This is a genomic window from Streptomyces sp. RG80 (genome assembly GCF_040446465.1).
GTDB lineage: Bacteria > Actinomycetota > Actinomycetes > Streptomycetales > Streptomycetaceae > Streptomyces.
Genome location: NZ_JBEAAJ010000002.1, coordinates 328,410 through 353,941, shown reverse-complemented (window position 1 = coordinate 353,941; position 25,532 = coordinate 328,410). Strand labels below are relative to the sequence as shown.

21 protein-coding genes are annotated in these 25,532 nt (G+C 71.1%); 11 read left to right on the top strand and 10 right to left on the bottom strand.

The annotated features are described in order from the left end of the window. Window positions 1-87: 87 nt before the first annotated feature. Together ABKA17_RS07625 and ABKA17_RS07620 are read right to left on the bottom strand one after the other, a co-directional pair. A complete protein-coding gene (locus tag ABKA17_RS07625; protein WP_353691115.1) occupies window positions 88-306 on the bottom strand; it encodes an NfeD C-terminal domain-containing protein in 219 nt (72 codons plus the stop codon). 26 nt (window positions 307-332) lie between these two features. After that, the gene (locus ABKA17_RS07620; RefSeq protein WP_353691114.1) at window positions 333-1,760 is read right to left on the bottom strand and encodes an amidase; all 1,428 of its coding nucleotides are present in this window, start codon (window positions 1,758-1,760) and stop codon (window positions 333-335) included. A 233-nt stretch (window positions 1,761-1,993) separates the two neighbouring features. Between ABKA17_RS07620 and ABKA17_RS07615 the strand changes: the two genes are divergently transcribed. Continuing rightward, on the top strand, window positions 1,994-3,373 hold the full coding sequence (locus ABKA17_RS07615; protein ID WP_353691113.1) for a glycoside hydrolase family 43 protein: 1,380 nt from the start codon (window positions 1,994-1,996) through the stop codon (window positions 3,371-3,373). 10 nt (window positions 3,374-3,383) lie between these two features. Here ABKA17_RS07615 and ABKA17_RS07610 read toward each other — a convergent pair whose 3' ends face one another. Genes ABKA17_RS07610 through ABKA17_RS07600 form a run of 3 tightly spaced genes read right to left on the bottom strand, consistent with a single transcriptional unit; the run spans window position 3,384 to window position 6,608 of the window. Continuing rightward, window positions 3,384-4,406, bottom strand: a complete 1,023-nt coding sequence (locus ABKA17_RS07610) for a TolB-like translocation protein (RefSeq protein WP_353691112.1) — start codon at window positions 4,404-4,406, stop codon at window positions 3,384-3,386. 32 nt (window positions 4,407-4,438) lie between these two features. Beyond that, on the bottom strand, window positions 4,439-5,740 hold the full coding sequence (locus ABKA17_RS07605) for an MFS transporter (protein ID WP_353691111.1): 1,302 nt from the start codon (window positions 5,738-5,740) through the stop codon (window positions 4,439-4,441). 25 nt (window positions 5,741-5,765) lie between these two features. Beyond that, window positions 5,766-6,608: a glycosyltransferase family 2 protein gene (locus tag ABKA17_RS07600; protein WP_353691605.1), complete on the bottom strand. Its 843-nt coding sequence runs from the start codon at window positions 6,606-6,608 to the stop codon at window positions 5,766-5,768. A gap of 258 nt (window positions 6,609-6,866) precedes the next feature. On the opposite strand from ABKA17_RS07600, the gene ABKA17_RS07595 reads away from it, so the two are divergent. The 8 genes from ABKA17_RS07595 to ABKA17_RS07560 all read left to right on the top strand — a co-directional run bounded on the left by ABKA17_RS07595 (window position 6,867) and on the right by ABKA17_RS07560 (window position 18,163). After that, a complete protein-coding gene (locus ABKA17_RS07595) occupies window positions 6,867-8,306 on the top strand; it encodes an exopolysaccharide biosynthesis polyprenyl glycosylphosphotransferase (protein WP_353691110.1) in 1,440 nt (479 codons plus the stop codon). Between the two features lie 23 nt (window positions 8,307-8,329). Next, window positions 8,330-9,385 carry a Gfo/Idh/MocA family protein gene (locus ABKA17_RS07590; RefSeq protein ID WP_353691109.1) on the top strand — a complete coding sequence of 352 codons (1,056 nt, stop codon included), beginning with the start codon at window positions 8,330-8,332 and terminating at the stop codon, window positions 9,383-9,385. Window positions 9,386-9,416: 31 nt separating this feature from the next. Further along, entirely contained in the window at window positions 9,417-10,391 is a 975-nt protein-coding gene (locus ABKA17_RS07585) for an NAD-dependent epimerase/dehydratase family protein (protein WP_353691108.1), read from the top strand. Next, window positions 10,388-11,527, top strand: coding sequence for a DegT/DnrJ/EryC1/StrS family aminotransferase (locus ABKA17_RS07580; protein WP_353691107.1), 1,140 nt, complete (start codon window positions 10,388-10,390; stop codon window positions 11,525-11,527). The genes ABKA17_RS07585 and ABKA17_RS07580 overlap by 4 nt, the downstream gene beginning before the upstream one ends. Continuing rightward, a complete protein-coding gene (locus ABKA17_RS07575; RefSeq protein ID WP_353691106.1) occupies window positions 11,524-12,255 on the top strand; it encodes an acetyltransferase in 732 nt (243 codons plus the stop codon). Before ABKA17_RS07580 ends, ABKA17_RS07575 begins: the two co-directional genes overlap by 4 nt. Further along, the gene (locus tag ABKA17_RS07570) at window positions 12,252-13,370 is read left to right on the top strand and encodes a DegT/DnrJ/EryC1/StrS family aminotransferase (RefSeq protein WP_353691105.1); all 1,119 of its coding nucleotides are present in this window, start codon (window positions 12,252-12,254) and stop codon (window positions 13,368-13,370) included. Before ABKA17_RS07575 ends, ABKA17_RS07570 begins: the two co-directional genes overlap by 4 nt. Window positions 13,371-13,439: 69 nt before the next feature. Then, the gene (locus ABKA17_RS07565) at window positions 13,440-17,042 is read left to right on the top strand and encodes a DUF4082 domain-containing protein (RefSeq protein WP_353691104.1); all 3,603 of its coding nucleotides are present in this window, start codon (window positions 13,440-13,442) and stop codon (window positions 17,040-17,042) included. A 74-nt stretch (window positions 17,043-17,116) separates the two neighbouring features. Further along, a complete protein-coding gene (locus ABKA17_RS07560; RefSeq protein WP_353691103.1) occupies window positions 17,117-18,163 on the top strand; it encodes a glycosyltransferase family 2 protein in 1,047 nt (348 codons plus the stop codon). Window positions 18,164-18,201: 38 nt separating this feature from the next. Here ABKA17_RS07560 and ABKA17_RS07555 read toward each other — a convergent pair whose 3' ends face one another. Beyond that, a complete protein-coding gene (locus ABKA17_RS07555; protein ID WP_353691102.1) occupies window positions 18,202-18,873 on the bottom strand; it encodes a hypothetical protein in 672 nt (223 codons plus the stop codon). Window positions 18,874-18,953: 80 nt separating this feature from the next. Here ABKA17_RS07555 and ABKA17_RS07550 point away from each other — a divergent pair, with 80 nt between their 5' ends. Continuing rightward, complete coding sequence (locus ABKA17_RS07550) at window positions 18,954-21,011, top strand: O-antigen ligase family protein (RefSeq protein WP_353691101.1); 2,058 nt, start codon at window positions 18,954-18,956, stop codon at window positions 21,009-21,011. Then, complete coding sequence (locus ABKA17_RS07545) at window positions 21,008-21,907, top strand: glycosyltransferase (protein ID WP_353691100.1); 900 nt, start codon at window positions 21,008-21,010, stop codon at window positions 21,905-21,907. Before ABKA17_RS07550 ends, ABKA17_RS07545 begins: the two co-directional genes overlap by 4 nt. An 18-nt stretch (window positions 21,908-21,925) precedes the next feature. On the opposite strand, the gene ABKA17_RS07540 is transcribed toward ABKA17_RS07545, so the two are convergent. The 4 genes from ABKA17_RS07540 to ABKA17_RS07525 form a co-directional block, all read right to left on the bottom strand. After that, the gene (locus ABKA17_RS07540; protein ID WP_353691099.1) at window positions 21,926-22,903 is read right to left on the bottom strand and encodes an SAM-dependent methyltransferase; all 978 of its coding nucleotides are present in this window, start codon (window positions 22,901-22,903) and stop codon (window positions 21,926-21,928) included. Continuing rightward, window positions 22,903-23,574: a class I SAM-dependent methyltransferase gene (locus ABKA17_RS07535; protein ID WP_353691098.1), complete on the bottom strand. Its 672-nt coding sequence runs from the start codon at window positions 23,572-23,574 to the stop codon at window positions 22,903-22,905. The genes ABKA17_RS07540 and ABKA17_RS07535 overlap by 1 nt, the downstream gene beginning before the upstream one ends. Window positions 23,575-23,637: 63 nt before the next feature. After that, the gene (locus ABKA17_RS07530) at window positions 23,638-24,438 is read right to left on the bottom strand and encodes a glycosyltransferase family 2 protein (protein WP_353691097.1); all 801 of its coding nucleotides are present in this window, start codon (window positions 24,436-24,438) and stop codon (window positions 23,638-23,640) included. Continuing rightward, window positions 24,435-25,529 carry a hypothetical protein gene (locus tag ABKA17_RS07525; protein WP_353691096.1) on the bottom strand — a complete coding sequence of 365 codons (1,095 nt, stop codon included), beginning with the start codon at window positions 25,527-25,529 and terminating at the stop codon, window positions 24,435-24,437. The genes ABKA17_RS07530 and ABKA17_RS07525 overlap by 4 nt, the downstream gene beginning before the upstream one ends. Between the last annotated feature and the right edge of the window lie 3 nt (window positions 25,530-25,532).

Below are 25,532 nucleotides of genomic sequence, written 5' to 3'. Positions count from 1 at the left end.
TGCGCCTCGGCGACGCCCGGGTACAGGCTCTTGCCGATCCTTGTCACAACCTTGACGCAGACGGCTCTCACCTGCGACGAAGCATGCTCAACTGTCGTACGCCGACTGGACGTAGACCGTCCTTGGGGCCTGGTACTCCACCACCATCACCACCGTGCCGCGCTCGATGCGGTCGGTGCCGGTGGCCGGGTAGGCGAGGAAGTGCTCGGCGCCGCCGCGCACCCGGACGATCACCTCGCCGACGAGCCCGGGTCCGACCGTTCCGGTGACCCGTCCCATGAGCCCGACCATCGACGCATCGTCCATGGTCACAGGGTAAGGGGCGAACGCCGTTACGCGGCCGGGGAGTCCGTCGCGATGTGCGGCACGGGCGGCCACGCCTCGTGCCAACGCAGCTCCGCCTCCAGCTGCGCGGCCAGCGACAGAAGCAGCGGCTCGCTGTTCGCCGGACCGAGCAACTGCGCCCCGACGGGCAGCCCTTCGCCGACCAGTCCGGCAGGCACGTTGACGCCGGGCCAGCCCAGTACGTTCCACGGCCAGGCGTAGGGACAGGCCGCGATCATGGCCCGGTCGGTGGCCAGCCCGCCGAGGCTCAACAGCGCGCCGATACGCGGCGGGGGAGCGGCCGTGGTCGGGGCGAGGACGACGTCGTACGACGTGAAGAAGGCGCCGATACGGCGGTGCAGGACCGCCTCCGCGCGCCGCGCCGCCCGCAGCGGCACCCCGCCGAGCAGGCGACCCAGCCGGGCGGCGTCCCGGGTGCGCCGGTCGAGCAGTGCCGGGAAGGGTGCCTCGCCGACCCGCTCGGCGAGCCCGACCGTGGCGCGCGGGATGAAGGTGAGCCCGATCTGTCCGTAGGGCGGGTCGGCCTCCTCGACGGTGTGCCCCAACGCGGCCAGTTTCTCGGCGAGTTCGACGACCTTCGCCCGTACCTCGGGCTGGAGCCGGGCGGGCAGCGCGGTGAACGGCGGTTTCAGGGCGAGCGCGATGCGCAGCCGGCCGGGGTCGCGTCCGACGGCCTCGCAGGCGTCGACGGCGGGCGGCCGGTGCGGGTCGAGGGCGTGGTTGCCGCTCGCCGCGTCCAGCAGCAGGGCCGCGTCGGCGACCGTACGGGCCAGCGTGCCGTTGACGGTGATGCCCTGGAAGGACTCGCCGCGCGGCCAGGTGGAGATGCGGCCGCGCTGGGGCTTGATGCCGATGAGGTGGGTCCAGGACGCGGGGATGCGCACCGATCCGGCGCCGTCGGAGCCGAGCGCGGCCGATACCAGCCCGGCGGCGACGGCGGCCGCCGAGCCTCCCGACGAGCCGCCCGGGGTGTGCGCGGCGCTCCACGGATTGCGGGTCGCGCCGAAGGCGGGCCCCTCGGTGAAGGGCCACTGCCCGAACTCGCAGGTGTTGGTCTTGCCGACGACGACGGCTCCGGCCGCGCGCAACCGCCGTACCGCTTCCCCGTCCTGGGCCACCGCCGGGAACTCGCCCTGGCAGCCGAACGCGGTGGGTTCGCCCGCCACGTCCATGTCGTCCTTGACGGCCACGGGCACCCCGAGCAGCGGGCGGCGCACCCCGGCGGCCAACTCCTTGTCGGCCGCCTCCGCCTCGGCGAGCGCCCGTTCGGCCCGGACCACCCGGAAGGCGTTGAGGGTGGATTGCGTCGCGTCGATCCGTGCCAGGGACTGCTCCACGAGCGCCCGGGACGTCACCTCCCCGGCGGCCAGGGCACGGGCGGACTCCGCGAGGCCTGCGGCACGGTCGAGCGTCATACGGACACCTCCGAGGCGTTGTGTACCGAACGGTAACCTCGGGAAGCGGTTGCCCGGAACGCTTTCGGCCGCCGCGGATCCGGGTGTTCGGCACAGCTTTCCCACAGGGCCCGTCGGGTCGTGCGCAAACCATTGACGCGATTCAGCCCCACCCCTACCTTCTGATCGACTTTCCGAACTGAGTTCGGTATTTCGGACGCGAGAGCCGCGTTGTGCCCGAGGGAGAGCCGCCCGTGACCACACGACCCCCCAAGCCGTCCCGTCGTACCCTGCTGCGCGCGATGGCGGCCCTGCCCGCCTCGGCCGTACTGCTGGGCGAACTCCCCGGCGCGGCCTACGCCGCCGCCCCGCCCAGCGGCTCCGCGACCCGCTACACGATCGTGCCGTTCCTCAACAGCAACGACGGCACGGTCAACGTCTACCAGTCGGACGACGCCCTCGACTTCCGGCTGCTGAAGTCCTCCGCGTACACCCCGCCCAGCAACCGCATCCGCGACGCCAGCATCTTCAAGCACACCAACGGCTACTACTACATCACCTACACCACCCACACCTGGCAGGACGCCAGCACCACCATCGGCTTCGCCCGCAGCTCCGACCGGGTCAACTGGACCTTCCTGTACGACTACACGGTCCCGATCGCCAACCTGTCGCGGGCCTGGGCGCCGGAGTGGTTCGTCGACAGCGACGGCAGCGTCAACGTCATCGTGTCCTGCTCCACCACCAACGACGAGTGGATCTTCACGCCTTATCTGCTGAAGGCGACGAACTCCGGGCTGACGGCGTGGAGTTCGCCGGTCGCCCTGTCGGGCATCGGCGCGAACCACATCGACACGTTCATCGTGAAGATCGGCTCGACCTACCACGCGTTCACGAAGAACGAGACGACCAAGTACATCGAGTACGGCACCGCGGCCGGCCTCACCGGCCCGTACACCATCACCAGGACCGGCGACTGGGCGGGCTGGGGCAGCTACCGCGAGGGCCCGGCGCTGGTGCAGCTCGACAACGGTGCCTGGCGGCTGTTCTTCGACGGCTACGGCGACGGCAACTACTACTACAGCGACAGCTACGACACCTTCGCCACCTGGTCCGCCCCCGCGGCCCTGCCCGTCGTCTCCGGTACGGCCCGCCACTTCACGGTCATCAAGGAGACGGTGTCCGGCGGTCCGACCCTGGCCAAGAACGTCACGCGCTCCTTCCAGTCGGCCAACTACTCCACCCGCTACTGGCAGTCGCAGTCCGCGCTGCTCAACCTGCCGGTGGTGACCAGCTCCAGCACCTCGGCCGAGAAGACGGCGTCGACCTTCACGGTGGTCGCGGGCCTAGCGGATTCCAATGGTTACTCGTTCCGGGACTCCTCCGGCAACTACCTGCGCCACTGGGACTTCCGCGCCCGCTTCGACGCGAACGACGGCACGTCGACCTTCGCCAAGGACGCCACGTTCATCGCCCGCACCGGCTCCACGAGCGGCTCGATCCGCTTCGAGTCGTACAACTACCCCGGGTACTACCTGCGCCACTACAACTACCAGCTCAGGGTGGAGCGTTCGGCCGGCACGGACCTCTTCCGGCAGGACAGTTCCTTCGTGCCGGTGACCGCCTGGGCCTGAGCCGCCGGGTCTACAGCGGCGCCGGTGACGAGGCGCCGGCGATGAGCAGACGGGGCGTGCCCGTGCCGTTCGCGGGCACGCTCCACAGGTCGCTGCTGTCGGCCTCGCCGTCGGCGGGCAGGGCGTAGGCGACGGTGTCGTCGTCGAGCCAGGTGGCCTGGTCGTCGACGCTGTGCCGTTCGGCCAGCGGGGTCTCCTTGAGCGTCCTGAGATCGAGGACGTACTCGCGCCACAGGGCCGTGTTCGACAGGACCCGCTTCTTGAAGACGACCCGGGTCTCGTCGGGCGAGAGCGAGGGGCACTCCACGTTCTCCGCCAGGGTGGTCACCGTCTGCCGGGACAGTGAACCGCGTACCAGGTAGGTCTTGTTGGCGGTGTTGAGGGTGGCGTAGAAGGTGTCGTCGTCCTTGGCGAAGGTGACGCCCCAGAAGTTGATGTCCGCGGCGTGGTAGGACTTGCCGTCCTTGACGATGGAGAACGTCTCCAGGCTCGGCGTCAGCTTCATGGTGCGGGTGTCCAGGACCGAGGTCCGGGTGGAGAAGTACGCGGACGCGTAGGACTCTCCGGAGACGAAGACGGTCCAGGCGACGAAGCGGCCGCTGGGCGAGACCCGGGCCCGGCTGGGGGTGCCCGCGAGCGAGTAGGTGTGCCGGGTGCGCAGGTCGGCGTCCAGGAGCAGGGCACGGTTGTTCTGCTTGAGGACACCGGTGTCGGACTGGAGGCAGACGCCGGTGCCGGCGGCGGCGTAGAAGCGCGCGCACTTCAGGTCCGAGGCGGTCCGTCCGCTCTTGGGCTCGGTGGACGGGACCGAGGCGACCGCCGTGCGGTGCGGTCCGGCGGCCGCGTTGACGAACATCAGCCGGTCCTTCTGACCGAGCGTCAACCTGCCCCCGCTGACGGCGGGTCCGCCCGCCTGCGGCCGGTTCTTCTCGTCGGCCCGGTCGGCGGCGTGCAGCACCATGCCGGTGGCCACGCCGGCCAGGATCAGGACCGCCGTGACGAGAACGATCAGGCGGCGGCGGAGCGGTGTCATCTGTTTCCCTTGGTTCCTGGTCTCTGTCGGGTTCATCGGGTCTCGCCCCTCGGCCGCAGCACCAGGCCCGCGAGGGCCGCGCAGCACAGCAGTCCGATCGCCGAGCCGGCCAGTGCCGGGCCGTCGCCCCACACAGTCCAGGCGGCGCCGAAGGCCAGCGAGCAGCAGAACCGGGCCAGCGCCTGGCTGGTGCCGACGATGGCGAGGCCGCTGGCGCGCAGGTGTTCGGGCACCGTGGCGGACAGGGCGGCGGGCAGCACCCCGTCGGTGGCGGCGTAGAAGAGGCCGTGCAGGGCGAGGACGGCGAAGGGCAGGGCCGGGGTGGCCGGGGCCCACAGCAGGAGGCCGTAGGCGGTGAGCAGCGCGGCGTGCCCGGCGAGGAAGACGGTGTGCCGTCCGATCCGGTCGGCCAGTGCGCCGAGCGGTACGGCCAGCAGCAGGAAGACCACGGCGGTGCCCAGCGGCAGCAGCGGGAACAGGCCTTCGTCGAGGCTCGCGCGCCGTTGCAGGAGCAGGTAGACGAACGCGTCGCTGACGGTGGTCAGGCCCAGCAGGGCGGCGCAGCCCGCGAGAGCCCGCAGCCGGGGCAGGCGCAGAAGGGCCAGCGCCTCGCGTATGCGTACGGGAGGCCTGCCGCCCGGTGCTCCGGTTTCGGGCGCCTCGGCCGTCGGCTCCCCGCCGGACTCCGGTGCCGCGCCCCGCCGCCGGCCGGGCACGAACAGCACCAGCACCACCACGCCGAGGACCGCCACGCACGCGCTGACACCGAAGACGGCGTCGTAGCCGTCGGCCGCCACGCTCAGGATGAGGAACGCCGCGAGCGGGCCGAGCATCGCGCCGGTGGTGTCCATGGCCCGGTGGATGCCGAAGGCGCGACCCTGGCGCTCGGTCGGCGTCGACAGGGAGATCATCGCGTCGCGCGGGGCGGTGCGCAGCCCCTTCCCGGTGCGGTCCAGGGCGAGGACGGTACCGAGGGCGCCGATGCTGCCCGCGAGCAGGAGCAGCGGTTTGCACAGGGCCGACAGGCCGTAGCCGAGCCCGGCGATCAGCTTGTGGTTGCGTACCCGGTCGGCGAGGTGGCCGCCGGTGAGCTGCACCAGCGCGCTGACACCGTTGTAGACGCCGTCGAGGGCGCCGAAGCCGAGCGGGCTGAAGCCGAGGGTGGTGACGAGGTAGAGCGGCAGGACGGCGGTGACCATCTCCGAGGAGATGTCGGTGATCAGGCTGACCGTGCCCAGTACGAGGACGACCGGGGCGACCTTGGGCCGCGGGCCGTGTCTTCGGTCCCGCTCGGTCTCCGCCCCGGCGGGCGCGGAGCGGTCGGTGAGGTACATGTCCGGAACTCCTGGTGCGGTGCGTTCAGTTCTGCCGGCTGCTCTCGTCCCGCAGCCAGGTGCCGAAGTCCTGTGCCTCGACGGCCTTCGCGGCCTTGCGGCGGGCGACGACCGCCGCGGCGACGAAGACCACGACGCTCGCCAGCAGCCTCGGCTCCCGGCGCAGCAGGGTGGTGAGATCGGCCTTGCTCGTGCGGGCCGTGGCCTCGTCCGGCCGCTGGTGCTGTTCGACCTGGGCGGTGGAGACCGCGGCGCGGATCCGGCGTTTGATCAAATCCGGCCAGGTACGCGGCGGATGGACCACCACGCGGGCCGCGCCGACCACGCGCCGCTCCTCGGGAGCGAACGCCAGGGACGCCGCCAGGTCGTCCGCCATCAGCGGCGGCAGGGCGGTGATCCGGGCATGTCCGGCCTTGGAGACCGCGATGACGCCCCGGCCGAACAACCCCGCGCGTACGGCGGGCAGTCGCTGCCAGACCCGGTAGTAGGCGCGCACCCGCCAGGCGCAGCCGTCCAGCGGGATGTGCCGTTCGGGGGCGGTGGCGAGGACGCCCGAAGTGCCGTCGTCCAAGGGCTCGGTGAGGGCCCGTACGTCGGCGCCCGTGATCACGACGTCGGCGTCCACGTAGACGCGCGGAAAGCCGCGCGCGTGGTCGTCCCCCGTCCGCAGCGCGGCGTGCTTGGAGGGCGTGGGTGTCTCGACCACCCGGACGCGTGGGCCGCGGGCGGCCGCGACCTGCGCGGTGTCGTCCGTGCAGCCATTGCAAACGACCACGATGTCGGTCTCGTTCTCGCATGATTCGGAATCGGCCAGAAGTGAATCGAGTAGCCGGCCGATGACTTGCGCTTCGTTGTGGGCCGGGATCACGATGCTCGTCACCTGGGCAGTATGCAGTCGATGTCACTAATGCGATGTGTGTTTCGTCCAACTGTTCCCGTGACTGTGTTCGGTGGTCTAGATTGAGGGCCGCCGAACCGGTTTGGGTGGGGAACGCGAGGCACTGGCCAACATGCAGGGGACATGAGGCGGTTGGGGAACCGCTGAGGCTTCTTTCTTTCATCTACCGCTGTGTCGGGGGCGCAGCGGTGTCCGGTCAGGGGTAACCGTGCACGTGGTGGGGGGCGCATGACCATTGAGGTCACGCATGAGCAACTGGATGTGGAACGTAGAACTCCACAAGGCCGCCGAAGACCTTGGGAGCAGAAGTACCGGATAGTCCTGCTGGTCGCGGACGGCTTCGCAGCCGCAGCCGCGGCTTTTGTGATCCACGCGGTGTACGGCCGCTGGGCGGTGGCCCTGGTGCTGCCCCCGACCTGGATCGTGGCGATGATCGTCCACCGGTCCTACGACCGCAACGCGTTGGGGCTGGGGACGGAGGAGTACCGACGGGTGCTCCGCGGCGCTGTCGCGCTGCCGGCCCTGGCCGCGGTCGCGCACTGGTCGTTCACCCACGACATGGGCCTCTTCCATGACATGATCATGGCTGCGATGCCGGCCGCCGTCATCGCCCTGTCGGCCCGCTACCTCCTGCGCCGCCGGCTGCACCGACGCTGGGCGCGGGACCGGGGCCGCAGCGCGACACTCCTGGTCGGGCCCTCGCGCGGCATCGTGGAGCTCGTCGCCGTGCTGCGACGGGCGGGCGTACAGGAACTGCAGGCCGCCGGGGTGTGCCTGAGCGATCCGGAGAACGCGGCGGAGATCCGCAGACTGGGGCTGCCGGTCCTCGGCGGCGTCGACACCATGGACGACGTCATCCGGGCCCTGGGGATCGGCACCGTGGTCGCGCTGCCCGCACCCGAGTTCGACGCCTCCGTGCTGCGCCGGATCTCCTGGACCGCGGCCGTGCAGGGCGTCGACTTCCTGCTCGCCCCGGTACTGGCGGACGTCTCGGCCGCCCGGCTGGCCGTCCGGCCCACCAGCGGCGTCCCGCTGGTACGGGTCCAGGCGCCGAACCTCTCCCGCAGCTCCCGGCTGCCCAAGGAACTCCTGGACCGCACGCTCGCCGCGGTGCTCCTGCTGTTGCTCGCCGTGCCGATGCTGGTGATCGCCCTGATCGTCCGGCTGGACAGCTCCGGACCCGCGCTCTTCAGACAGCAGCGGGTGGGCCGCTTCGGCGACCACTTCACCATGCTGAAGTTCCGCACGATGCGACCCGACTCCGAGTCCCTGCGGGCCGAGTTGGAGCACCTCAACCAGAACAGCGACGGCCTGCTGTTCAAGGTGAAGGAAGACCCGCGCATCACCCGGGTCGGCTCGTTCCTGCGGCGCACCTCGCTCGACGAACTGCCGCAGCTGCTCAATGTGATCGGCGGCCACATGTCGCTCGTCGGACCCCGCCCCTCGCTGCCCGAGGAGGTGGAGGAGTACCCGCCGGAGGTCAAGCGCCGACTGCTGGTCAAGCCCGGTCTCACCGGGCTGTGGCAGGTGAGCGGCCGCTCCGACCTGCCGTGGGACGAGGCGGTCCGGCTCGATCTCGGATACGTGGACAACTGGTCGATGGGCCTGGACCTGTCGATCCTGGCGCGCACCGGATCCGCGGTGGTGCGCGGAACGGGGGCCTACTGATGGACCGGAAGAAGAGGAACCAAGTGACCGAGACCGCGGAGCCGCTCGGAGTCGCAGTCGTCGGGGCCGGCTACTGGGGCCCCAACCTCGTCCGCAACTTCCAGGCCAGCGACCGCTTCCGGCTGCGCTGGCTGTGCGACCTCGACGTGCAGCGGGCCCAGCGGGTCCTCGGCGGCTACTCCACGGTGCAGCCCACCGCGGACTACGCGGCCGTCCTCGCCGACCCCACCGTCGACGCCGTCGCCGTGGCCACGCCCGCCGGCACCCACCTCGACATCGCCCTGGCCGCGCTGCGCGCCGGCAAGCATGTCCTGGTGGAGAAGCCCCTCGCCGCGACCTACGCCGACGGGCAGCGCCTGGTGGCCGAGGCACAGGAGCGCGGGCTCACCCTGATGTGCGACCACACCTACTGCTACACGCCCGCCGTGGCACGGATCAGGGACATGGTCCACTCCGGGGAACTCGGCGAGATCCACTTCGTCGACTCGGTGCGGATCAACCTCGGGCTCGTCCAGAAGGACATCGACGTCCTGTGGGACCTGGCCCCGCACGACCTGTCCATCCTGGACTTCATCCTCCCCGCCGGTGTCGAGCCGGTCGCCGTCGCCGCCCACGGAGCCGACCCGATCGGCGCCGGACAGGCCTGCGTCGCCTATCTGACGCTGACGCTCAACACCGGCGCCATCGCCCACGTGCACGTCAACTGGCTGTCCCCGACCAAGGTACGGACCACCATGGTCGGCGGCTCCAAGCGCACCCTGCTCTGGGACGACCTCAACCCCCTTCAGCGGGTGTCGGTCTACGACCGGGGCGTGGACATGGCCGCACCGCAGGAGATCGGCGCCGACGAGCGCCGGGAGATGCTCATCTCGTACCGCTCCGGAGACATGGTCGCGCCCGCGATCGGCGAGAAGGAAGCGCTGCGCAGCATGGTCGACGAGTTCGCCGCGGCGATCGGCGAGAGGCGTCCGCCGCTGACCGACGGCCGGGCGGGCCTCAGGGTGCTGGACATCCTGGAGGCGGCGTCCCGCAGTCTCGAGTTCAAGGGCGCGGTCGTCGGCCTGCGTGCCGGGCGTTGAGCGAGATCAATTCACTGAGAGGGCACAGCAGTTGAGCAGCGTACGTGGCAAGAAGATCCTGGTCACCGGGGGAGCGGGCACGATCGGCTCCAACCTCGTCGACCTGCTGGCCGAAGGCGGCGCCCGCGAGATCGTCGTACTCGACAACTTCGTACGCGGACGGCGGGCCAACCTCGAGCGGGCCCTGCCCAGCGGTGTCGTGCAGGTCGTCGAGGGCGACGTCCGGGACGTCGACACCGTACGGAAGGTCACCGAGGGCGCCGACCTGGTGTTCCACCTCGCCGCGATCCGCATCACCCAGTGCGCGGAGGAGCCACGGCTCGCCAACGAGGTGCTGGTCGACGGCACGTTCAACGTCCTGGAGGCGGCGGCCGCGGCCGGCGTCGCCAAGGTGATCGCCTCGTCCTCGGCGTCCGTCTACGGCATGGCCGAGACCTTCCCGACGACCGAGCGCCACCACGCGTACAACAACGACACGTTCTACGGCGCGGCGAAGGCCTTCAACGAGGGCATGCTGCGCAGCTTCCACGCCATGTACGGCCTGGACTACGTGGCGCTGCGCTACTTCAACGTCTACGGCCCCCGGATGGACATCCACGGCCTCTACACCGAGGTCCTCATCCGCTGGATGGAGCGCATCGAGGCGGGCGAGCCGCCGCTGATCCTCGGCGACGGCACCCAGACCATGGACTTCGTCGACGTCCGCGACATCGCCAGGGCCAATGTGCTGGCCGCCGAGTCGGACGTCACCGACGAGGTGTTCAACGTGGCCAGCGGCACGGAGACCTCGCTGCGCGAACTCGCCGACGGGCTCCTGGAGGCGATGGGCGCTTCAGGTCTGGAGCCGGAGCACGGACCGGCCCGCTCGGTGAACTCGGTGGTGCGCCGACTCGCGGACACCTCACAGGCCGCCGAACGGCTCGGGTTCACCGCGGAGATCGACCTGCGGACCGGGCTCAAGGACCTCGTGGCGTGGTGGCGCGCGGAGCGGGAGGCCGCCAAGTGAGCACCGACCGCATTCCGGTGATGATCCCCTGGCTCGGCGAGGAGGAGGCGCAGGCCGCCTCCGAGGCGGTGCTGTCCGGGTGGGTCGCCCAGGGGCCCCGGGTCGCCGCCTTCGAGCGGGCCTTCGCCGAGCGGGTCGGCGCCGAGCACGCCGTCGCGGTCAGCTCCTGCACCACCGCCCTGCACCTGGCGCTCGTCGCCCTCGGACTCGGACCGGGCGACGAGGTCGTGGTGCCCTCGCTGTCGTTCATCGCCACCGCCAACGCCGTACGGTACGTCGGCGCCGAGCCCGTCTTCGCGGACGTGGACCTCGCCACCGGCAACCTCACCCCGGCCACCGTCGACGCGGTCCGCACCCCGCGCACCAAGGCCGTCCTCGCCGTCCACCAGGGCGGCGTACCGGCCGATGTGCACGCCCTGCGGGCCGCCTGCGCCGAGTGGGACCTGCCGCTGGTCGAGGACGCGGCCTGCGCCATCGGCTCGACCGTCGGCGGCAAGCCCGTGGGACACGGCGCGCTGCTCGCCGCCTGGTCCTTCCACCCCCGCAAGCTCGTCACCACGGGCGAGGGCGGCATGGTCACCACCGACGACGCCGAGTGGGCGGCACGACTGCGCCGGCTGCGCGAGCACGGCATGAACGCCTCGGCGGCCCAGCGGCACGCCAGCGACAAGCCGGTCCTGGAGAGCTACCTGGAGGTCGGCTTCAACTACCGGATGACGGACGTCCAGGCCGCGATCGGCCTGGTCCAGCTCGGCAAGCTCGACGCGATGATCGCCCGCCGCCGTGAACTGGCCGCCCGTTACGACGAGTTGCTGACCGACATACCCGGACTCACCCCCGTGTGCGATCCCGCGCACGGGCAGAGCAACTTCCAGTCGTACTGGGTGCTGCTGGACGAGGACTTCCCCGTCGGCCGCGACGACCTCCTTGCCGCGCTCGCCGCGGCCGGTGTCTCGGCCCGGCGCGGAATCATGGCCTCGCACCTCGAACCCGCCTACGCCGACCACCCCGGCGCGCCGCTGCCGGTCACCGAACGGATCACCCGCGAGTCGCTGATCCTGCCGCTGTTCCACACCATGACGCAGGCCCAGCAGGACCGGGTCGTCGCGGCACTGCGCGAACAGGCCCGCGGATGACCGGACTTGTCGTCATCGGCGCGGGCGGCTTCGCCCGGGAGACCGCACAGGCCGTACGCGACGCGGGCGAGTTCGAGCTGCTCGGCCACCTCGACGACAACCCCGCCCTGCACGGCACCGACGTGGACGGCGTGCCCGTGCTCGGCGGCTGCGACCTGGTCCACGAGCTGCCCGGGGCCCGTGCGGTGATCTGCGTGGGCAACCCCCGCGACTACGCCGCCCGCGCCCGCCTGGTCCGCCGGCTCGCCCTGCCCGTGGACCGCTACGCCACCGTGGTCCACCCGACGGCGGCGGTGTCGGCGACCTCGCGGATCGGCGCCGGCTCGGTGCTGCTCGCGCACTGCGTGCTGACCGCCGCCGTGAGCGTGGGCGCGCATGTCGCGGTGATGCCGCAGGTGGTCCTCACCCATGACGACGTGGTCGAGGACTACGCCACCCTCACCTCCGGGGTCCGCCTGGGCGGCGGGGTGCGGCTGGAACGCGGGGCCTATGTGGGCTCCGGGGCCCTGGTCCGGGAGGGCACGACGGTCGGCGCCTGGTCGCAGATCGGGATGGGGAGCAGTGTGCTCGGCGACGTACCGCCGGGCGAGGTCTGGGTGGGGAGCCCGGCCCGACGGCTGCGCGCGGCGGAGGCGCCCGCGCTCGACGAACTCGCGACACACACAGACCGACTCGTGGCGCGATCGGACGACTTCGCGACGCGAACAGTGGGGGGACCGCTGACATGAACCAGATTCCGCTCGTGGACCTCAAGGCGGCCCACCGAGAGGTCGCCGACGAGGTACGGGCCGGCTTCGACCGGGTCCTGGCCGACACCGCCTTCGTCGGCGGCGAGGAAGTCCGCCGATTCGAGCGCGAGTACGCCGACTTCGGCCGGATCGAGCACTGCGTGGGCGTCGCCAACGGCACCGACGCCCTCGAACTCGCCCTGCGCGCAAGCGGAGTGGGGCCCGGCGACGAGGTCGTCATCCCCGCCAACACCTTCATCGCCACCGCCGGTGCCGTGGCCCGGACCGGCGCACGGCCGGTCCTCGCGGACTGTCTGCCCGACAGCTACCTGCTCGACCCGCAGGCCGCGCTGGACGCGGTCGGCCCGGCCACCCGCGCGGTGGTGCCCGTGCACCTGTACGGACAGATGGCCGACACCGCGGCCCTCGCCGGCCAACTCCCGGACCGGGTACGGATCGTCGAGGACGCCGCCCAGTGCCAGGGCGCGAGCCGCGACGGCCGCACCCCGGGCAGCGGCGGCATCGCGGCCACCAGCTTCTACCCGGGCAAGAACCTCGGCGCCTACGGCGACGCGGGCGCGGTGCTGACCGACGACGAGGACGCGGCCGGCCTGATCCGCGCGATCGCCAACCACGGCGGCGTCGCCAAGTACCGCCACGACGTCCCCGGATTCAACAGCCGGCTCGACGGTCTCCAGGCCGTCGTCCTGCGCGCCAAGCTGGCCCGGCTGGCGGACGGCAACGCGGCCCGCCGGGCGGCCGCCACCCGCTACGACACGCTCCTCGCCGACCTGGCGGCCACCGGCCGGATCGCGCTCCCCACGACCGACGCCGGCAACGTCCACGTCTGGCACCTCTACGTCGTGAGGATCGCCGACGCGGACCGCGACGACCTCGTCGGCAAGCTCAACGCCGAGGGCATCGGCGCCGGGGTGCACTACCCCGCCCCGGTCCACCTCACGCCCGCGTACGGCCATCTCGGCCATACCCGGGGCGACTTCCCGCACGCCGAGCAGACGGCGGACCGGATCCTGTCGCTTCCGCTCTACCCGCAGATCACCCCCGAACAGCAGCAACGCGTCGTGGACACGCTCACCCACGCGCTGCGCGGCTGACCGCTCAAGGTTTCACGCTCCAGCCCGTCTGCACGGGTCGCTCCTGCACAGCACCGCTGAGAGGTACATATGAACAGATGGAGCAGACGGCTCCGGGGCGGGCGCCTCGCCGTCGTCGTGGCATTGATATTCGCGGTGTTCCCGCAGGTGGGGACCGCCCAGGCGGCAGCCGATCCGTGCGGGTCGGGCTCGAACGCGATCGTCTGCGAGAACTCCAAGGCGGGCAGCCCGATGTCCGACTGGTACTCGCCCAACTCCTACGGTGACATCAAGGGGTTCACCACCAAGGAGAGCGTGCAGGCGGGCGACACCGTCCAGTTCAAGATCCAGTCGAAGACCACGTACCAGATCCAGATCTACCGGCTCGGCTGGTACGGCGGTGACGGAGCGCGCCAGATCTCCACCGCGGCCCAGGCGGCGGTGACCTACCCGGCGAACTACACGAACAATCCCGCCAGTTGCACCACCAAGGCCGCCACCGGTCTGGTCGACTGCGGCAACTGGCCGGTGACCGCGAGCTGGACGGTGCCCAGCGACGCCGTGTCCGGCCTGTACATCGCCAACCTGACGCAGACCGACGGCGACGGCCTGATGCCGTACCCGTTCGTCGTCCGCAAGGACTCCAGCACCTCCGACATCGTCGTGCAGACCAGCGACCAGACCTGGCAGGCCTACAACGACTACGGCGGCCAGGACTTCTACGGCGGCGCGGGCCCCGCGCCCGACGGCCGTGCCTACGAGGTCAGCTACAACCGCCCGCTGGACATCGGCGGCGACAACGGCATCTACGGCTCCGAGTTCATGATGCTGTCCTGGCTGGAGCGCAACGGCTACGACGTCAGCTACCTCTCCGGCGTCGACGTGTCGAACAACGGCGGCACCCTGCTGAAGAAGCACAAGGTGTACCTGTCCTCCGGCCATGACGAGTACTGGACGCAGAGCCAGTACAGCAATGTGCTGGCGGCCCGGAAGGCCGGGGTCCGGCAGGGCTTCTTCAGCGGCAACGAGGTCTTCTGGAAGACCCGGCTGACCCCGAGCATCGACGGCACCAGCACCTCGAGCCGCACCCTGGTCTGCTACAAGATGACCAAGATGGTGCAGAACAACGGCATCGCCGACCCCAGCGGCGAGTGGACCGGCACCTGGATGGATCCGAAGAGCACCGACTACGGCCAGGCCTACCAGCCGCCGAACATCCTCACCGGCTCCATGTTCACCGTGAACGGCTACCGCGCCGACGCCATCACCGTCCCCGGCTCGTACGGCAAGAACCGCATCTGGCGTGACACCTCCATCGCGAACCTCACATCGAGCCAGACCGCGACCTTCCCGACCGGCACCCTCGGCTACGAGTGGGACAGCGACCTCGACAACGCCACCAGGCCCGCGGGCGCGATCAACGTGTCGTCCACGACGGTCGACATCGACGACGGCAAGTACCGCCTCGACTGGGGCAACATGTACGGCAACGGCACCGCGACGCACAACCTCGTCGAGTTCCGCGACCAGGACTCCGGCGCCCTGGTGTTCGGAGCGGGCACCGTGCAGTGGTCGTGGGGCCTGACCAACCTGCCGACGTACGACCCCGAGGACGTGGTGGTCACCGAGGACGTCCGGATGCAGCAGGCGACCGTGAACATCTTCGCCGACATGGGCGTCCAGCCGCTGAGCCGGCAGAGCAACCTGGTCGCCGCCACCGCCTCCACCGACACCACGGGCCCGGCCATCACCGTGACCAGCCCGGCCTCCGGGGTCACCGTCCCGGCGCTCAAGCCGGTCACCATCAAGGGCACCGCCACCGACTCCGGCGGAGTGGTGGCCCGCGTGGAGGTCTCCACCGACGGCGGTACGACCTGGAAGGCCACCACCGGTCTGACGTCCTGGAGCTACAGCTGGACGCCCACGACCCCCGGCTCGGCCTCCATCAAGGTCCGCGCGGTCGACGACAGCGTCAACATCGGCGCCGTCACCACCATCCCGCTGACCGTCGGCCCGCAGGCCTGCCCCTGCACCATCTGGCCGGCCACCGCGGTCCCCGGCACCGTCAACGCGGGTGACGGCGGTCCGCTGGAACTCGGCGTCAAGATCCGCACCACGACGGCCGGTTCGATCACCGGCGTCCGCTTCTACAAGTCGCCGGCCAACACCGGCACCCACACCGGCAGCCTGTGGAGCGCCTCCGGCACCCGCCTGGCCACCGGCACCTTCACCAACGAGACGGCCTCCGGCTGGCAGCAGCTGAACTTCGCCACCCCGGTCACCGTCAAGGCCAACACCACCTACGTCGCCTCGTACTTCGCCCCCAACGGCGGCTACTCCTACGACGGCGGCTACTTCTCCAACAGCGACGCGGGCCTCGCCCCGCTCACCGCCCTGAAGTCCGGCACCGACGGCGGCAACGGCGTCTACAAGTACAGCTCCACCAGCGCCTTCCCGTCCTCGGCCTCCTCCGGCAGCAACTACTGGGTCGACGTGGTCCTGGACACCTCCACGGCCAGCACCACCCCGCCCACCGTCAGTTCCACCTCCCCGACCTCCGGGGCGACCGGAGCGGCGATCACGGCGCCGGTGTCGGCCACCTTCAGCGCGGCCGTCGACATCGACAACGTGACGTTCACCCTGAAGGACCCGGACGGCAACAACGTGCCGGGCGCCCTCACCTACCCGGCGTCGAACAAGGCGACCTTCACCCCCTCGACAGAGCTGGAGCTGCACACCACGTACACGGCGTCCGTGCAGGCCTCGGACGTCTGGGGCAACGCCATGGCGAACCCGGTGACCTGGTCCTTCACGACCAGCTCCACGCCACCGGCGGTCACCTGCCCCTGCACGCTGTGGAACGCGAACGCGGTACCGGCCACCCCCGCGGTCACCGCCGACCCCAACTCCGTCGAACTGGGCACCCGGTTCACGTCCTCGGCGGACGGCTGGATCACCGGCGTCACCTTCTACAAGGGCGCCACCAACACCGGCACCCACACCGGCAGCCTGTGGTCGGACGACGGCACACTGCTCGCGACCGGCACCTTCACCGCGGAGTCGGCGTCCGGCTGGCAGCAGATGACGTTCGCCTCACCGGTGGCCGTCACCGCGGGCACCGCGTACGTCGCCTCGTACCACGCGCCGAACGGCAACTACGCGGTGGACGGCGGCTACTTCGCATCGGCGCACAAGTCGTATCCGCTGACGGCCACCGCCGACACCACCGCGCATCACAACGGGCTCTACAAGTACGGCAGCACGACGGCATTCCCCAACGGTTCCTACGGATCCGCGAACTACTGGGTAGGGCCGCTGTTCACCGCCGACAACCCGAGCGCGTCCCAGGCGGCGGGCACCTCCTCGGAGGCGGCCTCGTCCACGGTGGAGTCCACCGCGGACCAGGACAGCCCGCTGGTGATGTCCGTGCCCGCCTCGGCCAAGCCGTCGTCGGTCAAGGCGACCCTGACCGTCCTGCAGGGCGCCAAGGCGGCCGAGGCCAGGAAGCTGAAGATCAAGGCCGTCGCGTTCTACGACCGGGCCACCCACAAGGTGACCGTCCACCTCACGGCCCCGCTGCCGGACGGCACCAAGTTCAGGGTCACGGTCACGGCCAAGGACAGAAAGCACCACGAGGTGAAGTCCCGTAGCTGGACCCTCACCAGCAAGTCCGTCCGCACCAAGAAGAACTGACCGATCAGAACCCACCGGTGGCGGTCCGCGCCCAGCGCGGCGCGGACCGCCACCGGGGATTGGCTTCCCCACCGATGAGCACCGTCTGTGTTGTCATCCCCTGCTACAAGTACGGCCACTTCCTGGCCGACTGCGTGAGCAGCGTCCTGGACGAACAGGACGGCGTCGACGTCCGGGTCCTCATCATCGACGACGCCTCGCCCGACGACTCGGCGGAGACCGCGCGCAAGCTGGCGGCCTCCGACCCGCGGATCGACGTCCACGTCCACCGGACCAACAAGGGCCACATCGCCACCTACAACGAGGGCCTGCTGGAGTGGGCCGACGGCGACTACGTGGCCCTGCTCTCCGCCGACGACCGGCTGGTGCCGGGCGCCCTGGTCCGGGCCGCCGCACTGCTCGACGAACACCCCGAGGCGGGGTTCGCCTACGGCCGCCCCCTGCGCTTCCAGCACGGCGGACCGCTGCCCAAGGCCCGTACCCGCAGCACCGGTTCGGTCGTCTACCCCGGCCAGTGGTGGCTGGAGCGCCGGTTCCGGGAGGGCACCGGCTGCATCACCTCACCCGAGGTCGTCGTCCGCACCGGCCTCCAGCGCAAGGTCGGCGGCTACGACCCGGCCCTGCCGCACGCCGGCGACATCGAGATGTGGATGCGGCTCGCCGCCCACGCCGACGTCGGCTACATCCGCGGCGCCGACCAGGCCTTCTACCGCGTCCACGGCAACAACATGTCCACCACCGACTTCGGCGGCCAGCTCGACGACCTGCGCCAGCGCCTGGTCGCCTACGACTCGGCGCTCGCCAAGTGCGCCGACCGGCTGCCGCACGCCGACCGCCTCGCCGAGCAGGTCCACACCCGGCTCGCCCGCTACGCGCTGCGCCGCGCCTACCGCGCCTACGACCGGGGACGCACGGACGTCGTACCGGTCGAGGAGTGCGTGGCCTTCGCCGAGGAGTGCCTGCCGGGGTACGCGGCGCTGCCCGAGTACCGGGCACTGCGCCTCAGACGACGCATCGGCCCCAAGGCCATGCCCTATCTCCAGCCCCTGGTGTGGTCGGCCGTGGCCGAACGCGGCCGGGAGTGGCTGTGGTGGGAGTCCTGGAAGCGCCGCGGAATCTGATGCACATGCCCGACTCGCACCCGACCGCGCGCGGTCGCTCAGCCCGCCACCGGAACCCGGTCCGCCTCGCGGCGAAGCTCCCGCTCCGGGGCGGTCCCGCGACGGCGCCGCAGCACGAACTGGTCGCACCACAGCGCGCCCAGGATCCCGGCGGTCGCCCCCAGCAGCGCCACCCCCGCCAGCGCACGGCTCTTGGTGCCCTGCACCAGGGCGGCGCTCGGCGCGACCAGGACGGACGCGCTGATCCGCGAACCGGCCGCGACCCCCTGCGCGTCCTGGAGCTCCGCCACATGCCGCGAATACACCTCGATGACCTGACCGACCGCCGTGTCCGCCGCGACGGCGGAACCCCGCCGCGCCTGCACCTGCACCGAGGGGATCAGATAGCGCGGCGTCGCGCTGGTGCCGCTGTTGCGCGGGATCAGCTGGTAGCTCCCGTGCACCCCGGCGGCGTCCAACTCCGCCCGCCCGGCGGGCGACTCGAGCTGCTGGATCACCCCGTACGACAGCGTGGCGAGCGGCGGCTGGAGGTTCGTCAGCTGGTTCGGCTGGTTTCCCGTCGCCGGCGGTTTGAGGACGACCACCGCCGAACTCAGGTACTGGGGGGTCGGGCGCAGCACCGGGTAGGCTCCGGCGGCCGTCAGCAGGAGCGCGAGCACCAGTACGTACCAGCGGCGGAGCAGCGCTTCGGCGACGTCACGAGGCGACACAGGGATTCCTTCCGTCGCCACCGATACTCGCAGGCACCGGGACAAGTCACCACCCGATCGGCGAACCGGGGGGAGCGGACATGAGTCTCGGCGATCTTCTGGCGATCATGCGCAGGCGCTGGTACTTCATGGTGCCCCTGACCCTGATCAGCCTCCTCGCGGGCGGCTACCTGTACCGGACCGTCCCCGTCTCCTACGAGTCCCAGAGCTCGGTGACCCTGCTCGACTCCACTGCCATCGCGGAGTTGGCACCGACCTTCGGCAACCCCCTGTCGAACGCGGGCGGTTCGCTGGTCGTCACGGCCGACGTGCTGATCAGGACGCTCCAGTCCGGCGACTCGGCCAAGGAACTGCACTCCCGCGGCGTCACCGACCGCTACACCGTCGGGTTCGCACCGGACGCCGACAGCCCGCTGCTCACCCTGAGCGTCACCGGCACCGACCAGAAGAAGGTGCTCCACGAGACCACCGTCCTCACCGACTTCGCCGGCGAACAGCTCAAGGCCCTCCAGGCCGCCTCCAAGGTGCCGAAGACGTACCTGGTGCAGACCGCGCCGGTCGTCCTGCCGCAGACCCCGGTCTCGGAGCCGAAGAGCCGCTACCAGAGCATCGCGGCGGTCGTCATCGTCGGGCTCGTCGGCGCGTTCCTGCTGTCCATCCTGGCCGAGGGCGTCGCGGTGGTCCGCCGTCGCGGACGCGCCCAGGCCGGATACGTGCCCCGACGCCACCGCCTGAAGCCCCCCGAGCGGGCCCCCAGAGGACTGCTGGTGCGCCGGCTGGACGCCACCACGATCCTCACCGGCTATCTCGCGCTGGCCTTCTTCGTCCCCTCCAACCTCACCCTGCCCGCGCTGGGCGGCGTCGGCACCCCGGCCAACGTCTTCGCCCTGCTCGGCCTCCTGTGGTACCTCGCGACCTGGCTCGGCGGCCGGATCGTCCCGGCCAAGGGCACCCGGCTGCCACGCGTGGCGATGTGCCTGCTCGCCGCGGCGGTGCTGCTGTCGTACCTCGCGGACGCGACCCGCGACAGCTCCCACGAGGAGGTCCTCGGAGCCGACCGCGGCCTGATCGGGCTCGGCGTGTGGGTGGCGCTGGTGGTGCTGGCCTCGGCCGGCATCCAGGAGCGCAGCCGGCTGGAGACCCTGATGCGCCGGCTCGTCGTGCTGGGCACGGTGGTCGCCCTGATCGGCTACTACGACTTCTTCGCCGCGACCAACATCGCCGACTCCATCCACATCCCCGGCCTCCAGTCGAGCTCCGCCGGGATCAGCGCCATGGACCGCGGCTCGTTCACCCGGCCGCGCTCCACCACGGCCCACCCCCTGGAGTTCGGCGGGATGCTGGCCATCCTCGTCCCCTTCGCCGTCCACCAGGCGTTCGATCCGGTACGACGGCACGCGGGCGCCCTGCGCCGCTGGGCCCCCGTCGCCATCATGGCGGGCGCGCTCCCGCTCACCGTGTCCAGGACGTCCATCATCGGCGCCTTCATCGTGATCCTGGTGATGGTGCCCCGCTGGAAGCCGCAGCGGCGCTGGGCGGCGATCGGGCTGATCGTGGGCTCGGTGGCCGGCTTCAAGGTGATCATCCCCGGGCTGATCGGGACCATCACCAACCTCTTCGCCAGCTTCCTGGCCGGCTCCGACAGCAGCACCCAGGCACGCACCGTGAAGTACAGCGCGATCGTCCCCTACCTCGAGGAACACCCCTGGTTCGGGCGCGGGTTCGGCACCTTCACCCCCGACCTGTACTTCTTCACGGACAACCAGTACATGCTGACCCTGGCCGAGATGGGCATCCTGGGCCTCGTCGCGCTGCTCGCCCTGTTCGTCACCGGCATCCACACCGGCGGTGCCGTCCGCCGCCTCGCCCGCAACGACTCGGACCGGGAACTGGGTCAGGCCTTCCTCGCCTCGGCGCTGGTCGCCCTGGTCATCAGCGCCACCTTCGACGCGTTGAGCTTCCCCATGTACGCGGGGATGTTCTTCCTGGTCCTGGGCGCCGGCGGCAGCTACCTCGGCTTCATCCGCCGGGAGGCGGCCGAGGCGGAGGCCGAGTCCAAGGCCCGGACCGAGGCCGCGGTCCCCGCGCCCGGTGAGCCGTCCGAAGCCCGCGTCCCCGAACTCGTGGAGTCCCGTTGAGCACTGTCGCCGTCATCGTCGTCACCTGGAACAGCGCCGCGGTGCTCCCCGGGTTCCTCGCCGCGCTGCCCGAGGGCATGGCCGGCCTGGACTGGCGGCTCGTCGTCGCCGACAACGACTCCGCCGACGACACCGTCGAGGTGCTGCGCACCCTGGCCCCGGACGCCACGGTCGTCCAGACCGGCCGCAACGCCGGGTACGCGGCGGGCGTCAACGCGGCGCTGGGCGCGGCCGGGGAGTACGAGGTCGCGCTCGTCTGCAACCCCGACATCCGGATGCGGCAGGGCTGCGCCAAACTCCTCGTCGACAGCCTCGGCGACGGCGTCGGGATCGCCGTACCTCTGCTGTACGAGGAGGGCCGGGACACACCGCACCACTCGCTGCGCCGGGAGTCGAGCGTCCTGCGGGCCCTCGGCGAGGCCGTCATCGGCAACCGCCGGGCCGGGCGCTTCCCGCGCCTGAGCGAGCTGGTCACCGACCCCGCCGCGTACCGTCGGCCCACGCGGGCGGACTGGGCGACCGGCGCGCTCATGGCCGTCTCGGGGGAGTGTCTGGCCGCTTGCGGGGCCTGGGACGAGTCCTTCTTCCTCTACTCGGAGGAGACGGAGTTCTGCCTGCGGGCCCGGGACCTGGGGTACGCCACCCAGCTGGAGCCGGCGGCCGAGGCGGTGCACCTGGGCGGTGACTCCCAGGTGTCGCCCCGGCTGTGGACCCTGCTGACGCTCAACAGGGTCCGGCTGTACGGGCGTCGGCACGGCGCTGTCGCCACGGCGGCCTTCCGCGGCGCGGTCCTGCTCCGGGAGACCGCACGCGCGGCACTGGGCAGGAAGGCGAGCCGAGCGGCAGCCGGCGCCCTGGTCAGGCCCGGAGCCCTGCGAAAGACACCGGGACCGTGACAGGGAGCCGCGCTCGTCCTACGGCCTGACTCGGCACACCATCGCGATGAAGTCGTGCCCGACCTCCGGCAGCGCCGCGTCCTCGATGGCGAAGCAGCGCTCCAGCAGCTCCAGGGTCTCCGGCTTGTCGTCCCTGAAGTTGTGGGCGATGCCGGAGAACGCGATGTGCAACACCGTGCCCCCGTAGGGCCGTTCCTCCACCACCTCGAAGTGCCGCCGCAGCCCCGGCAGCAGGGACGCCGCGTCGACCGCCTCGGAGGGGTCGTCCAGCACCATGGACATCCTGCTGGGCCGTACCACGCGCCGCTTGACGCGGCCGTCCGCCAGGCGGCGGCGCTCCTCGGGGAGCAGCGCCAACAGGGCGTTCGCCGCGTCGAGTTGCGCGTCGGTCCACTGGAACCGCGTCGGTCCGACGAACTCGTCGATCACGAACAGGCCGTCGGGTTCGATCAGTTGGGACAGCCGGGGCAGCGTCTCGGCGAGGCTGTCGAAGTGGTGCAGGGACTGCAGTCCCAGCAGGACGTCGAAGCGCTCCCCGTCGCTGGTCATCCGGTTGACGTCGGTGACCCGGAAGCGCAGGACGTCGGCGAGGCCCTCCTCCGCGGCGGACCGCGTGGCGAAGTCGATGCGCTGCTGGGCCACGTCCACGCCCTCCAGGAGACCGAACGCGCCGGTCTTCGCCCAGAGCAGCTCGTTCCCGCCGGTGCCGCAGCCCAGCGACAGGCCGCGCAGATCGGTGCGCGGCGCGAAGTGCTTGGCGGCGACGTACTCGGGGAACGACGTGTCCGCGTCGCCGGTCATCAGCAGGTTCCAGCGCTTGATCACCGGGGGGATTGCCCACCACTCGGTGAGCGACGGGTCGACCTGGGACCAGTGCTGCACGACCCGCTCACCGCCGCGCACCCGCAACTTGGCGAGCACCGGGTTGAGTTCGAGCTTGCGGACCTTGCGCAGCAGCCGGTCGGCGTCGTGTCGGTTGACCAGGTTGTTCAGCATCACCGCTCCGTTCTCACGGCTATGAGCGACTTCGTGGCGCCGAGCACCCGCTCGCTGAGGAGCGTCGAGTCGGGGAACAGGTAGCGCATCTCGGTGCGGGTCAGCAGCTCGATGTTGATGACGGCGTTCATGGCCGACTCCGGACTGTCCGGGCGGCTGTGGACGAGCGGCCAGTGCCGCACCAGCCGGGCGCGGGCGGCCAGCGGCAGGAACTGGAAGCCCGGCGCCACGAAGTGCGGCTCGACCGGGAAGTAGCGGTACGGCGTCTGGATCCAGTGCAGCGGCGCCAGTTGCTCCACGGCGGCGACGAACAGCCGGCGCTGGCTGTGGCCGCCGACGTGCTCGATGGTCGAGTTGGAGAACACCATGTCGTAGCCGCCCTGCCGGCTCAGCTCGGCGGCGACCTCGGGGTCGGTGACGTCGGCGTTCTCCGCGGTGATCCAGTCGGGCAGTTCGGCGGGGTGCGCCTCCAGGTTGATCAGGTGGACGTGCTTGGCGCGCACCGGTGCCCGCAGCCACATCTCGGCCGTCCCGCCCAGGTCCAGGACGCTCATGTTCTCGATGCCGGGGAAGCAGCGTCGGAACCGTTCCCAGCGGGCGACGCGCATCCGTTCGCCCAGGGAGCCGGGAGCGTCGACGAACTTGTTTCTGAGGGCGCGGGATCGGGGCACGGGATCAACCACCTGTGGTCGTGGGAGAGGTGAGGGCAGGAGTGGGTCTCTGCAACCGGTCTGTCACCACCGGGTGTAGAAGCTCGCGGGATTCATCAGGTACCGGACGGTCGGGTGCGGCACATGCAGCACCCGGTGCCTTCGGGCGTACCGGCGGATCAGCTCCCAGTCCTCCCGGGGCATCACCTCCGGTGTCCGGCGCAGCCGGCTGAAGCGCAGGGCGCGGGTGCGGCGGGCGACGAAGGCGTTGGTGTCGAGGAAGGACTCACGGGCCGCCCGGCGCCGGTCGTAGGGGACCGAGAGGATGTCCCGGTCGGTGCCGTCGGGCAGGACGCGGCGCAGTGCCGTGTAGACGCCGTCGGGTCCGCCGGGGGCTTCCAGCGCCTCCAGGGCCCGGGCGAGGTGGTCGGGCTCCCACAGGTTGTCGTCGTCCAGGAACGCGACGTAGCGGGAGCGGGTCAGGCGGATGCCGATGTTGCGGACGACTCCGGCGGTGCCGATGTTGGCCGACAGGGACACGGCGAACAGGCGCGGGTCGTCCGGTAGTTCGGGCAGGCCCGCGCCGTCGTCGACGACGATGACGACCTGGTCGCGGACGCTCTGGGCCAGGGCGGAGCGGACGGCGGCGCGCAGTGCCTCGGGGCGGCGGTGGGTGGCGATGACCGTGGCGACGAGTGCCGAGGGCGGTGAGCCGAGGTCGGCGGCCAGGCGTCGGGTCTCGGCGTCCTCGATCCGGCGCAGGCGCAGCGCCGAGGGGGCCAGCACGACCTTGTTCCTCGCCTCGAAGAGCACCAGCCAGCCGAACACCGCCTTGAGCAGCGTCCAGGGCGCCCGCGCGACACGGCGCGTCACGACCGCGCTCATGCGGACGGCTCCGGGGTGACCAGGCGGCCGTCGGACAGCCGGTTGTTGCGCCACACGTTTCCGGCGCCCTTGTGGTTCCAGTGGGCGACCACGCCGTAGCCGCCGGAGTTCGGGTGGTACTCCGTGGAGAAGATGTTGTCGGTGACCTTGATCCCGGTGGCGCCGGTGCTGCCGCCGTAGAGGGCGTACGCGCCGCCGGCGATCCAGTTGCGGTCGACGGTGACGTTGCGGACCACTCCGGTGTCCGCGAACAGCCCGATGCTTCCCGAGGCTCCCTGCTTGAGGCTGGTCGCGTTCAGCAGGGTGTTGTGGCGGATGATCAGATGCCCGGTGTTGCCGCCGCCGCTGATCACCGCGTTGGTGTGCTGCCACTCGCCGCCCAGGTTCACGAACGGGGCGATGTCGTGGACGTAGTTGTCGTGCAGATTGCCCTGGCCCATGGACAGGGCGTCGCCGAACACCGAGACGTCGCACCAGCCGACCTCGATGGAGCTGCCGCCCATGTTCGACACCGCGTAGTCCACACCGCCGTTGTCCGGGCCCTTGCCGGGCACCGCGGTGATGGTGGTGTGCAGGACCTTCAGGCCGCTGAAGCCGGGGCGCAGGTTGATGCCCCACCAACTGTCCGAGGTGATCCGGGAGTCGATGATCGTGACGTTGTTCGCGTAGATGTCGAGCGAGCCCTTGATGTCCCAGCCGCGGATGACCTTCCCGTGCTCACGGATGGCCAGGTAGCCGGTGTTGTGCGGGGTGAGCTCGGTGCGGTGGCCGGTCGTGTCGGCGTCGGGGAAGCCGCAGGCGCCGGGCGAGGCGCAGTTGGCCTTGGCGTTGGCCGTGGGCGAGCCGGACGGACCGCTCGGGCCCGCCGTCGGGGTGGGCGACGACTTCGGGGACGGAGAGGTGGAGGCGGGCTTCCCCGTAGCCTCGCCGACCGTGGCCGACGGAGCGGGGTTCGGCGCCGTCGAGGAGGCGCTCGGGGAGCGGGGCGGCGACGCAGACTTCTCCGTCCCCGAGCAGGCCGTTCCCAGGACCGCCAGTAAGGCGGCGAGCAGCAGCCCCACGAGCGACTTCCGGCTGGTACGCCGTGACATCCG